Below are 14,849 nucleotides of genomic sequence, written 5' to 3' on the forward strand. Positions count from 1 at the left end.
GTTCTTTTGATTGTTCCTACACTATACTGTTATAAAGTCTAAAAATATAAGGGGTGTTTCATGATGAATGACAAAAAGAATGTCTTAGACAATGGTCCCTTCTTTCATGGTACGAAAGCAGAACTGATAATCGGTGATCTATTAGAACCTCAACACCTATCCAATTATCAAGAGAAAAAATCGAACTATATTTATTTTACCGCAACTTTAAATGCCGCTAAATGGGGAGCCGAATTAGCAAAATCTCAGGCAAAAGAAAGAATTTATATTGTGGAACCATTAGGTGATTTTGAAAATGACCCGAACTTAACAGACCAGAGATTTCCGGGAAACCCAACACGATCCTACAGATCTAAATCTCCTTTGAAAATAGTAGCTGAATTGGGCTCTTGGGAAAGACATACGGATGAAGAAATCAATCAAATGCTTACCTCGTTAAAAAAATTACGTGAAGAAGGTAAGGATGTTATCTATGATTGATTGTTAACGTGTATAGGGTATTGATAGAAGAACCCAAAAATCAGTCTGCTTATGTAGTTGGTTTTTTGGGTTTTTTTCATTAGGTTGTCTCATTTATATAAACAATGGTAGTGAGTAAAAAGGTGGAGTTTGTTTGTAATGTTTTTGGGTTTGGTGGTGGCATTTGGTGAGTTTTATCTTTATTGTTCCATGATAAAAGGAAGTCTATCCTAAATTGATAGACTTCCTGTAAGAGCTTACAATCTCAAAACCCTTATTCATTTATCCCTTCAACAATATAACGATATAACTTATTCTGGACAGGCTTTTCCATTATCATATTCATATGGACTACCGGAATATTATTCCCCTTCTTATCAAGCATCGTGTCCTGCTCAACTGTGTCTTTATCCGGATTTGCTTTTCCAAGGTAGTAAAAATTACTTCCTTCGTCATCATCCTTTTTAATAAAGATATGAATATCCATTTTTCTTTCATAAGCATGAATTATTTTTTGAACTTCTTCAGATTGAATTGACCTATTACTTCTCGTATACCATTTAAATATCTCAGGACTAATGAATTCATCTCCATAGGCCACACTTGATTCTACTTCATCATCTTTATGATAAGTTACAAAGATTGGACATGTACCATGTTTTGGTTTATAACCGTACATTGTCGAACTCTCATCACTATCCCAATTAAGAAGCTTGCATGCATCTTTTCTTGAATACTTTTCGTATAAAGTCAGTGCTTGGCTACAATTATACTTAATACTCTTCTCTATACCACTTGATACAATATCATTTATTAAATGAAGGAAATACCGATTTAATTGTAAACTCTTTATGATTGATTCATTAAATGAGTAATTTTTGTCTTGCCCCAACAAGATAATTGGTTGTTCTCCGTACTTTTTCTTATCAGACTGTGTAAAAAATGATAAGTCAAAAATTCGTTGCATAGATTCCAATGTTTTCTTATCAGTTGAACATCCCGCTTCTTCCAAATGAGAAAGGTATTCTGTTTCATCTACTTTTCCATTCTCTATAAGTAGTTTTAAAAGAAGAAGTTCGTGTTTACGTTTACCATTTAAAAGTTCTATAGATAGCATTGTTAACACTTTTTCTTCGTAAAGATTTATACTTGGCACTTCTTCATTCATTTTTAGTAAAAATTGATAGTAATTTTTATACTTATCAATAATTACTACCGGATCAATAGAGTGGTTAGTGATAAAATCAATTAAATCGGGAACTCTGCCCAATCTGTTTTTAAGTTCAATATATGCCTCTCTTAACACTTTTACCGCAGTAAGATTACTACTGTTTATAGATTTAAATATCTGCTTTCTTGCTACTTCTTCAAAGTTAACAGTCGATATTCCTTTAATGTAGCTAGTTTCCGAAGTATGTCTTCTTATAATATCTTTGTTCTGTGACTTATCTCCAGATAAAGCAATTGGTATTAGATAATTGTTTTTGTAGTTACCAATGAAATCAATAATAGTAACAAAGTCTTTAGAATCATGTTTTCTAAGCCCTCGACCCAATTGCTGAATAAATATAATACTAGATTGCGTCTGCCTTAACATTACGACTTGATTTACACTTGGTATATCAATACCTTCGTTAAATATATCAACTGTTATAATATAATCTAGCAAACCATTTTCTAATTTAGAAACCTGCCATAATCTTTCTTCCTGTGCGTTATCACCAGTCAAAGCTACTGTTCGTAAACCTCTCTCATTCAAAGCATGTGATAACTTTTCCGCTTCATCTTTCCGGCTGCAGAACATTAACCCTTTTACTTTTTCACCAGAATAACCATAATAATTAATCTTATCTAAGATATGAGTTACCCGTTCCTCTGTTACTAATTTAAATAGAATAGTAGTATCATCAATTAATTTACCATTATATTCAAAGTCTGTAACTCCAAAATAATGGAATGGACAAAGCATGTCCTCTTCTAGCGCTTCTTGTAATCGAATTTCATATGCAATATTATAGTCAAATAGCTCATAAATGTTAAAATCATCAGTTCTTTCAGGAGTTGCGGTCATACCCATTAAGAACTTAGGTGTAAAATAGTCTATTACTTTCAAATAGGATTTTGCTCCAGCTTTATGGACCTCATCGATTAATATATAATCGAATTCACTAGAATCAAAACTTTCTAGGTTCTCTTTTTGGGATATTGTTTGTATCGTAGCAAATAAAAATCTAGCTTCAGTCTGCTTTGTTGAACCTGATAAGATACCAAAATCTTTTTCCAATCCACCAAGAATTCTTTGGAAATCAGACTTCGCCTGATTAAGGATCTGCTCCCGATGGACAATAAATAACATACGTTTCGGTGCAAAACGTCTGACATCAAAAGCAGATAAATATGTTTTACCTGTACCAGTCGAGGAAATTACTAATCCCTTGTTATGGCCCTTTTCCCTCACATTAGCAATTTGTTTCAAAGCGGCCTCTTGCATCTTATTAGGTTTTATCTTCAGAGATTCTTCCAAAGGGTTTAGATTGTAATCCTCAGGAAAATCAACGACTTTTTCTACAGTTTTATAATCTATTGGTTTATATTCTTCTTCATATTTGTTAATCCAAGTATCATTTAAGATTAAGCCCATTTCCCACATTTCTTCAAACTGATCTTTAAAGTGCTGAACCAAATCACCATCTTCATGTGACGTCAACTGCACATTCCATTCATGATTGACTTTCAAAGCTTTTGCAGTTAGATTAGAACTGCCTACTATTAAAGAGTAATAGTTATCTCTTTCAAATATATAGCCTTTAGAATGAAAACCTTCAACATTCGCCAGTCGCACCTCAACATTTGTAATTTTTAATAGTTCTTTAAATACCTTTGGTTGGTTAAAGTTTAAAAATGTAGAAGTTAATATTCTCCCCGAAATTCCTTTTCTTTTCAAATCAAGTAAATGAGACTTTAATGTAGCTAAACCACTTTCAGTAATGAATGCTACAGAGAATAAAAAACTTTTGCAGTTATCTAATTCTTCTACAATTGAAGTTAATACGTTTTCGTTTCTTTTTTGATTATTTATTAAGAATTTCGGTGAATATCTACCATTATTACTAATTTTTCTATCAATAAATCCTTTATGTAATGCTGATTCCAAATCCCTAACAAGTTGATCCATTAATATCCTCCTCTACCATTCCCATCAATAAACTACTAAATTGGTTGGATAGACAATAGTCAAAATCCTTTGGCTAATTTACCTATTGCTGGAATATCTGCTGGTGCCCAGTCTAATGATGGAAGTTCTTGAGGATCTAGCCACTTGATTTTTACATGCTCAGTTAATGTTGGTGCTCCTTCAACCAGATAACAAATAAATGTAGTTAAATGAACTATACCAAAGTCATATTCATGCCTTGTATATTCAACTTTATCCTCCACCTTAATTTTACACTTCATCTCTTCTTCAATTTCCCTGCGTAAAGCATCTTCTGGTAATTCACCTTTTTCGATCTTTCCACCTGGAAATTCCCATTTATACGGTAGGGATTTAACAGGACCTCGTTGCGCACATAGTATTTTTCCGTCTTTAACTATTACTGCTCCTACAACATGTATATCTTTCTTCATTTGTTCCTCCTAAAATAATCAGTTTTCATTTATTTATTACGAATAACAATTCTAAAATATATTTATTTTTTTGTTAAGATCAACATTTTACCCTTCTCGAACTTAAAACTCTTGTAGCTATTATCCAAATCAAAGTGAACCCCTATATTGAAAAAAATCCGCCAAGACATCTTCGGGTCCACTCTGTCCATTTTTTACACCAGTTAATCCCTTGAGTTTATTTCAAAGTATATGTACCTCACTTAGTCCTGATTAAGCTTACATTTCATTAGACTAAAGTGTTCATCGTTGTAATTATTTCGGACTTCCAAACTAAGAATTCTATCTTTTACTCCTCTATCCGAGGTGTATCTAGTTATAACTCCCAGTTTATATTTTCAAAACTGCTGGTCCTTAAAATTGAAAAATTGTTCTAACGTTTCATTAAAGCCAGCTAGACAATTCTATATTCAGAAATGATTAGATCTAAAACTGAATCTTCATTGTAAAAAATTATTTCTATAGAAATTTTGATAGTAAAATTTTCTTATTATATAGTTATTTTATCACAAATTAATATACAATTTTGGACAAAGTTGTGGTTTTTGGACCGTGAACGTCAAATGGATATTAACTCACTATACAGTGTTCCTTCTTTTATTAAGCTCCTATTAGCGATAAACTCTATATGTTTCAATTGACAACTACTCTTCACATGAAAATTTGATTCTTAACCCATATTCAGTCAAGTTTTATAAGAAAGCATTAGTTCCCTATCCAATTCTTCAAATCCATGCTATACTAATTAAGCGATGAGCTGATTTGTGTAAGTCGAGGAATCGCAATAATGTGAATGTGAACACATGATTCTTCGCCACAAATATACGTAGGAAACGTCTGTATTTATACAGGCGTTTTTTCTTATTTAAAGACTTTTGTGCACACAAAAAATGGGTGTGTCATTTGCTTCCTTCTCCATCTTCTTTGAAATGCTAGATTTACGAAACAGGATTCGGTAAGATACTTATAGAGGCAATAAATTTAATAGGGGGAAGGAGAGTTATCCATGACACAAGATTTAGGTCATAATTATTATAAAGAATTAATCGATTTACAAGATGTTTCAGGTGTAGAAGCTCAAATTCAACGCTTACTTGATGCTCCGATTGAATCTGTTTCTGATTTAGAAAAGTGGTTAGAAGATGAAAAGAATTTAACGAACAAAATTGCGGAGGCCATGATAGGTCACGAGGTCGACTTCAACCGAAATACGGAGGATGCTCAAATCAAGGAGACTTATCTCCACGATCAGCAAGTGATTCAACCACTGTTATTGAAATACGAAGCAAAACTGAATGAAAAATGCTGTGAGTCTCCTTATTTTAATGAATTAGATGAAGATCGTTACGGCTTAATGCGACGTGTTCGCGAATCCAAAGTGAAACTATTTAGAGAAGAAAATATTCCATTAATGGTTAAAGAACAAGAGCTCTCAACGAAGTATAGCGAAATTATGGGTGGCTTAACGGTTGAATGGGATGGGGAAGAAAAGCCTTTTCCATTTATCCAATCCAAGCTCGACAATCTAGACCGTGTTGTCAGAGAAAAAGCATATAACAAGATGATGGAAGCTTATCGCCAAATTAAGCCTGATATGGATGCAATCATGGATGAGCTCGTTCAACTACGCCATCAAATCGCTTTAAATGCTGGCTTTGAAAATTATCGTGATTATATGTTTGTGGTCAAAAACCGTGAGTATAGTGTCCAAGATTGCTATGACTTTCATGAAAATGTAGAGAAACATATTATCCCGGCTTGGAATCGCCTGGCAGAAGTGTTTAAATCCAAGCTTGGTGTTGATACATATCGTCCTTGGGATAACACGGCTAAATTGATGAAAAACCCACCATACGCTGACGTGTCTACTTTAATGGATGGTGTTTCAGAAATGCTTGGAGAAACGGATGCTTATTTTGCAGACCGTTTTGATTACATGAGAGAGAATGGGTTACTTGATCTTGGAGACCGCAAAGGGAAAAGTCCAGGTGGCTTCTGTACCGGCTTACCAGTTTCAGGGGAAACGTTTGTTTTTGCGAACTTTAGTCCATCGTTTTTCTCTTTGATTGCATTAATTCATGAAATGGGGCATGCCGTAAATGGATACCTCGAGTATGCAGAGCACGGTCCAATCGAAGAATACCAACATCGAATGGAAATAGCGGAACTGTATTCTCATGGAATGGAATTGCTCTTATTAGATAAGCTCGATCGTTTTTATCCAGAAGAAGAAGATTTTAAGAGCGCACAGCGTGAAGAACTAAGAAGAGCATTTATGATGTTATTTGGCCCATTGTCAGGGGATCTCTTCCAGCATTGGATGTATACGAATCCTAACCACACGGCCAAAGAACGTGATGAAAAATACTTTGAAATCTCAAAACGTTATGGATTAAATCCTGTTGAAACTTCTGGGTTTGAGAACGAAATTGGAATGAGTTGGGCAGGCACCCTTCATTATTTCCAAGTTCCTTTCTATAATATTGAATACTCCATCTCGATGCTTGGTGCTCTTCAATTACTTGAAAATTATCAAAAAGACCCACAGCAAGCTATCGAATCCTTTAAAAAAGGTGCAAGTGCCGACTACAATCAGCCTATTGCAGCTATTTATAAAGAAACTGGGGTCGATTTTGATTTTTCGGAGCCAGCCGTTAAACGGATGGGTGAATTCCTAGAAAGAGTCATTAACCAATTGGGTCACTAGAGCGTTCTTATTAGGAACTATAGGAAGTTCTATGTGAAAGAAAGCAGGATAAAAGGGACATACCCGTGTAAATGTAATACATGGGTATGTCCCTTTCTTTATACCAATGCTTAACTTACATGCTGGGCTTCCCATTACTCTATAGATACTTGCATTGATTTATCAACATCTTCCTCACTTGGAATACCTTCTCTAAATAAAATCTTTCGGCATCCTCCATACATCTCTTAGAATGCTCTTTTTAGATTCGAGAATACTTGTAATGAAAGCAGCACTTTTTGTTTTTGCCATCTCCTTGCTCCTAACCGTAATATCACCTCCAGAAAAATAACACTTGAAAAAAAAACTAATTGCTAGTACACTATTCAAAGTGTTATAACGAAATATACCTGTATAACCTCAAGAATATGGCTTGAGGGTCTCTACCAGGAACCTTAAAATCCTGATTACAGAAAATGAACATGATTCATTTTTTGTAATCGGGATTTTTGTGTTTTCAAAATCACCTTATTACCAACATGAGAAAGGACGAGAAAAGAATATGAATTTAAAAGTTTTTATACTCGCATTATCAACGGTTGCAGTTGGGCTTGTTGAATTGATTATTGGTGGAATACTTCCAACTATCGCAAAAGATTTAAACATTTCATTAAGCTCTGCTGGACAACTAATCACCGTTTTCGCACTTATTTATGCCGTATCCGGTCCAGTATTACTAGTGGTGACTAGCAAAATAGAACGCAAAAAGCTATATCTCATCTCCTTGTTTATCTTTTTCATCAGCAATATCATGACCTATTTCAGTCCAAATTTTACCTTTATGATGATTGCTAGGGTGTTGAGTGCGATGAGTACGGCTCTTATCGTTGTGTTATCATTAACCCTTGCTGCAAAAATTGTTCTACCAACACATCGAGCAAAGGCTGTGGGGCTCATTTATATGGGAATTAGCTCATCACTAGTCATGGGTGTACCACTTGGGATTATGATCTCCGATACGTTTGGCTGGCGCGTTATTTTTCTTGGAATAGCTATCTTATCGATAGGTTCCTTTATACTAATTTCCATCTTTTTTGAGCGAATACAGGGGGAAAACACGACCCCACTTTCACAACAAATCAAGGCTGTGGCTAGCTTTAAATTAGGCAGTGCACATCTTGCAACTATGTTTTTGCTAGCAGGACATTATACGCTATACGCATACTTTACCCCTTTTTTAGAAACAGAACTTCATCTAAATTCCAGTTGGATCAGTCTTTGTTATCTATTATTTGGGATTGCGGCAGTAAGTGGTGGAGCGTTCGGGGGCATACTATCCGATTCGATTGGAGCTAAAAAAAGCATCATCGTTGTTATCAGTTTGTTTGCAGCTGTACTATTCTTGTTACCTTTCACTACGTTTTCACTTATTGTATTCCTACCAGTTATGATGGTTTGGGGAGCGCTAAGCTGGAGCCTATCTCCACCACAGCAAAGCTACCTGATTCAAACAGATCCTGCTACATCGGATATTCAGCAAAGCTTTAATAATTCAGCGATTCAAATTGGTATTTCTCTTGGATCTGCATTTGGTGGCATCGTATTGAATGAAACTGGAACTGTATCACACATGTCTTGGTTTGGAGGCGCAATCGTAATCCTTTCCTTACTATGTGCAATCTTTTCATTAACAAGAAAACCGAAAGAGAGAACAGGTACTGTTTTAGCTTCGGATGTATAATAAAATAGTGCACCCCAATTGTTAGATGTGTCTAACAATTGGGGTGCACTTCACTCTTGGAGTGTTCTATTATGGCTAAATTTTTAGATTTTCAATAGGAGAAAAAGTGAAAATTAGCTTATTTCATCTACAATTTCTGCTTTTGGGGTGTTTGTTGTAGAAATAGTAATATGCTAGCCTTAGCTTAGTATAATGAATTCTACAATTCTAATAACCCCTGAAAAGATGTAACATATTGTTAACGATTACGTTGATAATAGAAAAAAATCAACAAAGGAAGAGTAATCCTCCCCCATCTGTTATCTTAAGCACCTATTTGCGTGTATATCATGGCAGCTTAATTTACATGCTCCGCTTCCCATTTCTCCATAAATGCTTGCATTAGTCTATCAACATCTTCGTCACTTGGAATACTGCGCAAAATTTCATTTTGATTGTATACTTTTCCACCTTTAACGATTAAATTAATATCCTGTGTATGCTTAATATTCTCTAATGGGTTCTTGTTTAAGATGACTAGGTCTGCGATTTTTCCTTCTTGGATTGTTCCAATGTCCTCTAGATTAATAGACTTTGCTGCATTCACTGTTGCTGCTTGTAGTGCCTCTATTTCAGTAAACCCAATTTCCACAAATATTTCTAGTTCCCGATGCAAAGCCATTCCTGGATATGTATACATTAGGGCTGGTGTATCAGTTCCAGCAACCACCGTTCCCCCCATATCATAGTAGGTTTTAGCAATAGCTTTCGTTAAGGTATTTATTACAGCATTACTTTCTTTTATAACCCCTATAATTTCTTCATGACTTTTCCAATATTCTACAGGATGCTTCTTCTTTTCTATCGACTCTATCACCTTATTATTTGGTGACCAAATGTTTGGAAAGCTCATTGCTTGATCGAACAGAACCATCGTTGGGCAGATTTTCACATTGTACGTTAACATTTTCTCACATAGTTCTTTCACTTTTGCTTGGTCTGGTTCTTCCCAATTTATATGACTCCACTCTACTTGGTCCACTAGTGGATTCCATCCTTTATAAATCTCTTGGGCAAATCCAGATGCATGCTCAAACCATGTAACACCCGCTTTCGCTGCATCTAATGCTGTTAATTCCTTGGAGTTTATTAGATCAATTGCTAATTCCAAACCAATCATCTTTGCTTCATCCGCCGCCGCTTCCATAACCTCTTTTTTAATCCACCCATAAAGTTTAATAAACTTCGCTCCTACTTCAGCTTGTCTACGAACTTCTTCTCTAGCTTCTTCTGGGTCATCTGTTACGAAATTTCCATAACTAGTTCCTCCCCATTGTCCAGGGGGTCCATCAATCATTCTATCTGATGTGTACACTCTTGGTGTCGGTGCATAATCTGGTTTTTGAATTAAGTTATGAAGTAAGAGGACGTTACCAGCTGTGTTTCGCACGGTTGTTACTCCAGATGCTACAAAATGAGGCGCAAATCCCTCGTTAATATGACAATGCATATCAATTAAGCCTGGAATAATATAGTTTCCTTTTACATCGATTGTTTCTGGCACCTCAGGCAACTCTTCATCCTGCTTTACGATTCTTTTAATCGTATTTCCTTCTACTTCAATTGCACCTACAAAAGATACTCCATTCTCCACATCGATAATCGTTCCATTTTTAATCAGTAATTTTCCCATTTGCATTTCCTCCTATAATTGTTTATCTGTATTCAATGTTCTGATTTTATTGTATAGTGATTAAAACACTCGTTTTTCAAAAATGTCATATAGTGGAATTTTCATGGTTCGAGGAGGATTGAATAGTGGTGGAATACGGAAAAACACTAAGAATAGTTCGGAAACAAAAAGGGATAACCTTAAAACGATTAGCAGATGGGATTTGTTCTGTTTCTTTTCTATCAAAGTTTGAACGCGGCGATTCCGATATTACACTTGGTCTAATGACAAGACTGTTAGAAAAGCTAATGATGAACTTTGATGAGTTCTTATTCATCCATCACGATTTTCAACCTGATAAATTGGAACAATTCTTTAAAGCAGCGAACACTGCCTATTTAAATAGAGACGTGAAACAATTGAAGCAATTAAAAAACGGACAATTAAAGAAGTGGAAGCAATACGGCGTGGAAACCTACCAGTGCAATGCTCTATTGATTGAAGTATATGAAAGTATCGTAGATAAGGATTATATCAAAAAAGGAGTACAAGAAATTGATACGCATCTCCTTTCTGATTATTTATTTCGAGTAGAGGTATGGGGATATTATGAGTTAATGCTTTATAATGGTACGTTACTATTACTCGAGCCAGATATGGTCATGCTGCTTTCCAGAACTGCATATGAGAAAAGTGCTCGTTTTAGAAATTATGATAAGGTAACTGATGCGATTACATCCGTGCTCTTTAACACCATTATCTTTTTGCTTGGACCAGTGAATCGATTTCACGAAGAGTTCGCATATCAAAAGGAAATGACTGAATTTATGGGATATCTTGAGGCGATTGCCATTCCAGAAGGTAACTTAACAGAAAGAGTACTTTTATTAGAGCTCAAAGGTGCCTATTCTATTAGAGTTGGATACAAAGAAGAAGGTACTGCAAAAATAAAACAGGCTATCCAAATCTTACAGGATTTGAATTCTACTAGAATGGCAAATAATATCGAGCAGTATCTTTTGCAGATTATATAGTATCGAGGAATAACCATTGTATTAAGAAGCTGGATTTCTCTTTTGTTCTACAATTAGAGCTTCACGGATATAATTTTTCAAATAAAATAATGCTAACAAAAAACCCATTAAACATTAGAAATGTTTAATGGGTTTTTATACGATACCGGTGGTCGGGGTCGAACCGACACTCCCGAAGGAACACGATTTTGAGTCGTGCGCGTCTGCCAATTCCGCCACACCGGCATATTAAAAATTTGACGTAGTCTTGACTGACAAATATTAATATAGCACGGAATGGGGGATGAAGTCAATGTTTAATTAAGTAGATATAATTATCATAATTCACGAACTTGGCTGCCCATGCTTTCTTACCCAATTCAACACAATCAATCGAATAATCATACCAATTGTATAACCTAATATAAGAAAGATAATTGGTAACCAAATCGGCCCGAAATAAATACCTTTAACATTAAAGGTTGGAGAATAGACTACTCCAATAGTGCCGATATATGCAGAGAACACATAAGGCAGGAAGGAATAGGAAGCCTCTCCCCCTCCAGCATCACGATACGCATCCCATATAGCAAATAAATAAAGACATGGATAAAACATTAACCATTGATAATTAGTGCTTGAGATTGCTGTTTGTATATCACCATGAAAACTCGGTATAATGGCAGCATTTAGTTTTGAAAATACATTAACAATGAATTCTAAAGCAATTAATACAGCTCCTTTAAACAGCTTTCCATTTAGAAATTGTCCGAACCCTGGAAAGGCAATACTCCAAAATATTACTTCAACCTTCTTATCCTTTGACATCTTTATACACTACCCATCCGCCAATTCTTGTCGATCCGATTCCCTAGGGGGCTCTTCCAACCATCCATTACTAATCATGATATTTGCGCCGTCCTCTGAGTACTTCATGATTTCAGTAGTTAATCGTGTATATTGAGCAACTAAATCACGTCTATGGCTTGTTGCTAGACTTAAGCCATAATTGCCAATACCAATTCCAACTAATGCGGTTATTTGAAACATCATTAGCTTATCCGAAAAAACAAATGATGTATTCTCTGTAATCTCTGCATTCCATGACATTGGTGCAGGAAGTTCATTTTCACGTAGTATAGACCCTAAAACCTCCACATGCTTTTCCGCAATTTCCTTTCCTCTTTGCATAAATTGCCTTACTTCCTTGGACTTTGCTACCTGTGAAAAGCTAATTAATGCTGCAACACCTAATACATTACGCTGCATGTTTGCGTATAAATTCGATATTTCCATTCCGGTTAAAGGCCTTCTTTCCCCAAACCAACCGGTTAAAAAGCTCTGCTTCTTTACAAAATCTACTTTACTGGGTATCGGAAGGTTTGGTGAACGCACATAAACACCTTTAGAGAGCATTAAATCCTTTGCCATCCGATGTAGCTTATTAGACTCCACAAAACACGCTGAGAAGTAATTATAAACGTCTTCACGAGCTGCTAATGAAGTAGCCATACTATAGTTATTCATACCAACCTGAGCCATGTCCCGCATGAAATTTAGAATATAAGTATCAGAATAAAGACGCTCTGCGTTAACATCAACATCCTCATTCAGATGAAATCCAACTGGTATTGGATACTTTTCCATATTAAAAAAAGCCTTCAACTTTTCCTTATGTGATTCAGACAATTTCAGTCCATAATTGACTATCTCTTTCACACCTTCATCCTCAACTATATTATCCATATAAGTGAGTACACAGATCGCCATACTATCATTCATATAAGCAGACCATAGCTGAGTAATTTCTGTTGCACTTAAACGTGCATGATGTTCTACATTCATAACGAAAATTGACCTCCGAAAATCTTCTTTATGCTTGTTAGTATGCCCTTGATGTAAAATTTATACAGTATCAAATAGGATGGTTCAACTGGTTAATTAAGCCAATAAAAAAACTCCTTTGTTTTAAATGCAAGTACCTAGCTTTGCAACTAAAACAAAAGAGTTTATGTATATTACTATTTAAAATTGGAGGCGGTAACCGGATTTGAACCGGTGATAAAGGTTTTGCAGACCTCTGCCTTACCACTTGGCTATACCGCCACTATTCTGGAGCGGAAGACGGGATTCGAACCCGCGACCCCCACCTTGGCAAGGTGGTGTTCTACCACTGAACTACTTCCGCGCTTTATTGGCTGGGCTACCAGGATTCGAACCTGGGAATCACGGGACCAAAACCCGTTGCCTTACCGCTTGGCTATAGCCCAATATGGGGCGACCGGTGGGAATCGAACCCACGAGTGCCGGAGCCACAATCCGGTGCGTTCACCACTTCGCCACGGCCGCCATAATAAAAATGGCAGGGGTAGTAGGAATCGAACCCACATCAAAGGTTTTGGAGACCTTCGTTTTACCATTAAACTATACCCCTACTAGAAAAAATAACTATTAATTTTAAATGGTGGAGGGGGGCAGATTCGAACTGCCGAACCCGAAGGAGCGGATTTACAGTCCGCCGCGTTTAGCCACTTCGCTACCCCTCCATAAATAGAAAAAAACATAAATGGTGGCTCGGGACGGAATCGAACCGCCGACACATGGATTTTCAGTCCATTGCTCTACCGACTGAGCTACCGAGCCATTTTGTGTTTTCAGTAATATTTATAGTGGCGGTCCGGACGGGACTCGAACCCGCGACCTCCTGCGTGACAGGCAGGCATTCTAACCAACTGAACTACCGGACCACTATATGATTTTTTTCGTTGCACTTTACAGTACTACTGATATTCAATTATCGAAGAAGATTATTCAACGTAGTTAATTGAATTATTTGGTTGCGGGGGCAGGATTTGAACCTACGACCTTCGGGTTATGAGCCCGACGAGCTACCAGACTGCTCCACCCCGCGATGTGAGAAAGTATTAAGTTAGCTAATGGTGGAGGATACAGGGCTCGAACCTGTGACCCCCTGCTTGTAAGGCAGGTGCTCTCCCAACTGAGCTAATCCTCCATATTATATTGGTGACCCGTACGGGATTCGAACCCGTGTTACCGCCGTGAAAGGGCGGTGTCTTAACCGCTTGACCAACGGGCCATGTAAAGTGAAAGTTAAGTGGCGGAGAGCGAGGGATTCGAACCCTCGAGACCACTTTCGCAGCCTACACGATTTCCAATCGTGCTCCTTCGACCACTCGGACAGCTCTCCATGGCTCCACAGGTAGGATTCGAACCTACGACCGATCGGTTAACAGCCGATTGCTCTACCACTGAGCTACTGTGGAATAAATGGAATTGCCTGGCGGCGTCCTACTCTTGCAGGGGCAATGCCCCAACTACCATCGGCGCTGAGAAGCTTAACTGCTGTGTTCGGTATGGGAACAGGTGTGACCTTCTCGCCATCACTACCAGACATAAAACTACTTGTTACCAAGTGATCTTAATTTTTTCGTGACAAACTTTATTATAATAGTTTTCAGGAAAAAATCAAGCATTATTTTGAGTAATTTATACCCTGAAAACTAAATAAGCAACACAACGACTCAAAAAGTGTTAGTTAAGTCCTCGATCGATTAGTATCCGTCAGCTCCACGTGTCACCACGCTTCCACCTCGGACCTATCAACCTCATCGT

The 14,849-nt window shown here is 36.8% G+C and carries 9 protein-coding genes, 14 tRNA genes, 2 rRNA genes and 1 riboswitch; of the genes, 4 read left to right on the plus strand and 21 right to left on the minus strand.

What is annotated here, in order from left to right:
* Nucleotides 1-63: 63 nt before the first annotated feature.
* Complete coding sequence (gene arr, locus ABC228_RS12630; protein ID WP_345825533.1) at nt 64-480, plus strand: NAD(+)--rifampin ADP-ribosyltransferase; 417 nt, start codon at nt 64-66, stop codon at nt 478-480.
* Between the two features lie 253 nt (nt 481-733).
* Here the strand turns inward: arr and ABC228_RS12635 are convergent, their stop codons facing one another.
* Together ABC228_RS12635 and ABC228_RS12640 are read right to left on the minus strand one after the other, a co-directional pair.
* Nucleotides 734-3,634, minus strand: a complete 2,901-nt coding sequence (locus ABC228_RS12635) for a DEAD/DEAH box helicase (protein WP_345825497.1) — start codon at nt 3,632-3,634, stop codon at nt 734-736.
* Nucleotides 3,635-3,693: 59 nt separating this feature from the next.
* Entirely contained in the window at nt 3,694-4,086 is a 393-nt protein-coding gene (locus ABC228_RS12640) for a (deoxy)nucleoside triphosphate pyrophosphohydrolase (RefSeq protein ID WP_345825498.1), read from the minus strand.
* 1,045 nt (nt 4,087-5,131) lie between these two features.
* Here ABC228_RS12640 and ABC228_RS12645 point away from each other — a divergent pair.
* A complete protein-coding gene (locus ABC228_RS12645; protein WP_345825499.1) occupies nt 5,132-6,832 on the plus strand; it encodes a M3 family oligoendopeptidase in 1,701 nt (566 codons plus the stop codon).
* Between the two features lie 369 nt (nt 6,833-7,201).
* Nucleotides 7,202-7,301, plus strand: a riboswitch (purine riboswitch).
* A gap of 72 nt (nt 7,302-7,373) precedes the next feature.
* On the plus strand, nt 7,374-8,552 hold the full coding sequence (locus tag ABC228_RS12650; protein WP_345825500.1) for an MFS transporter: 1,179 nt from the start codon (nt 7,374-7,376) through the stop codon (nt 8,550-8,552).
* A gap of 337 nt (nt 8,553-8,889) precedes the next feature.
* On the opposite strand, the gene ABC228_RS12655 is transcribed toward ABC228_RS12650, so the two are convergent.
* Complete coding sequence (locus ABC228_RS12655) at nt 8,890-10,224, minus strand: amidohydrolase family protein (RefSeq protein ID WP_345825501.1); 1,335 nt, start codon at nt 10,222-10,224, stop codon at nt 8,890-8,892.
* Between the two features lie 125 nt (nt 10,225-10,349).
* Here ABC228_RS12655 and ABC228_RS12660 point away from each other — a divergent pair, with 125 nt between their 5' ends.
* Nucleotides 10,350-11,237, plus strand: coding sequence for a helix-turn-helix domain-containing protein (locus tag ABC228_RS12660; protein ID WP_345825502.1), 888 nt, complete (start codon nt 10,350-10,352; stop codon nt 11,235-11,237).
* 143 nt (nt 11,238-11,380) lie between these two features.
* Here the strand turns inward: ABC228_RS12660 and ABC228_RS12665 are convergent.
* The 18 genes from ABC228_RS12665 to ABC228_RS12750 form a co-directional block, all read right to left on the minus strand.
* Nucleotides 11,381-11,462 (minus strand) — tRNA-Leu (locus tag ABC228_RS12665).
* A 99-nt stretch (nt 11,463-11,561) separates the two neighbouring features.
* Nucleotides 11,562-12,044 carry a hypothetical protein gene (locus ABC228_RS12670; protein WP_345825503.1) on the minus strand — a complete coding sequence of 161 codons (483 nt, stop codon included), beginning with the start codon at nt 12,042-12,044 and terminating at the stop codon, nt 11,562-11,564.
* A 9-nt stretch (nt 12,045-12,053) separates the two neighbouring features.
* On the minus strand, nt 12,054-13,061 hold the full coding sequence (locus tag ABC228_RS12675) for a DUF3231 family protein (RefSeq protein ID WP_345825504.1): 1,008 nt from the start codon (nt 13,059-13,061) through the stop codon (nt 12,054-12,056).
* Between the two features lie 187 nt (nt 13,062-13,248).
* Nucleotides 13,249-13,322: transfer RNA gene (locus ABC228_RS12680), tRNA-Cys, on the minus strand.
* Nucleotides 13,323-13,329: 7 nt separating this feature from the next.
* A tRNA-Gly gene (locus ABC228_RS12685) sits at nt 13,330-13,404 on the minus strand.
* A 7-nt stretch (nt 13,405-13,411) separates the two neighbouring features.
* A tRNA-Gln gene (locus tag ABC228_RS12690) sits at nt 13,412-13,486 on the minus strand.
* A 3-nt stretch (nt 13,487-13,489) separates the two neighbouring features.
* Nucleotides 13,490-13,565, minus strand: a tRNA-His gene (locus ABC228_RS12695).
* 11 nt (nt 13,566-13,576) lie between these two features.
* Nucleotides 13,577-13,650: transfer RNA gene (locus ABC228_RS12700), tRNA-Trp, on the minus strand.
* 28 nt (nt 13,651-13,678) lie between these two features.
* A tRNA-Tyr gene (locus ABC228_RS12705) sits at nt 13,679-13,762 on the minus strand.
* 21 nt (nt 13,763-13,783) lie between these two features.
* Nucleotides 13,784-13,859 (minus strand) — tRNA-Phe (locus ABC228_RS12710).
* A 27-nt stretch (nt 13,860-13,886) separates the two neighbouring features.
* Nucleotides 13,887-13,963 (minus strand) — tRNA-Asp (locus ABC228_RS12715).
* 87 nt (nt 13,964-14,050) lie between these two features.
* A tRNA-Met gene (locus tag ABC228_RS12720) sits at nt 14,051-14,127 on the minus strand.
* Nucleotides 14,128-14,153: 26 nt separating this feature from the next.
* Nucleotides 14,154-14,229 (minus strand) — tRNA-Val (locus ABC228_RS12725).
* A gap of 9 nt (nt 14,230-14,238) precedes the next feature.
* A tRNA-Glu gene (locus ABC228_RS12730) sits at nt 14,239-14,313 on the minus strand.
* Between the two features lie 19 nt (nt 14,314-14,332).
* A tRNA-Ser gene (locus ABC228_RS12735) sits at nt 14,333-14,424 on the minus strand.
* 1 nt (nt 14,425) lies between these two features.
* Nucleotides 14,426-14,500, minus strand: a tRNA-Asn gene (locus tag ABC228_RS12740).
* A gap of 12 nt (nt 14,501-14,512) precedes the next feature.
* A 5S ribosomal RNA gene (gene rrf, locus ABC228_RS12745) occupies nt 14,513-14,628 on the minus strand.
* A 140-nt stretch (nt 14,629-14,768) separates the two neighbouring features.
* Nucleotides 14,769-14,849: ribosomal RNA gene (locus ABC228_RS12750) — 23S ribosomal RNA — on the minus strand; the annotation flags it as partial.

The sequence above is a fragment of the Ornithinibacillus xuwenensis genome (assembly GCF_039614845.1).
Classification (GTDB): domain Bacteria; phylum Bacillota; class Bacilli; order Bacillales; family Amphibacillaceae; genus Ornithinibacillus; species Ornithinibacillus xuwenensis.

Bases quoted from the DNA above. Each gene is read 5' to 3' on its own strand.
- arr (WP_345825533.1), top strand. From the start codon at position 64: ATGAATGACAAAAAGAATGTCTTAGACAATGGTCCCTTCTTTCATGGT.
- ABC228_RS12635 (WP_345825497.1), bottom strand. From the start codon at position 3,634: ATGGATCAACTTGTTAGGGATTTGGAATCAGCATTACATAAAGGATTT.
- ABC228_RS12640 (WP_345825498.1), bottom strand. From the start codon at position 4,086: ATGAAGAAAGATATACATGTTGTAGGAGCAGTAATAGTTAAAGACGGA.
- ABC228_RS12645 (WP_345825499.1), top strand. From the start codon at position 5,132: ATGACACAAGATTTAGGTCATAATTATTATAAAGAATTAATCGATTTA.
- ABC228_RS12650 (WP_345825500.1), top strand. From the start codon at position 7,374: ATGAATTTAAAAGTTTTTATACTCGCATTATCAACGGTTGCAGTTGGG.
- ABC228_RS12655 (WP_345825501.1), bottom strand. From the start codon at position 10,224: ATGGGAAAATTACTGATTAAAAATGGAACGATTATCGATGTGGAGAAT.
- ABC228_RS12670 (WP_345825503.1), bottom strand. From the start codon at position 12,044: ATGTCAAAGGATAAGAAGGTTGAAGTAATATTTTGGAGTATTGCCTTT.
- ABC228_RS12675 (WP_345825504.1), bottom strand. From the start codon at position 13,061: ATGAATGTAGAACATCATGCACGTTTAAGTGCAACAGAAATTACTCAG.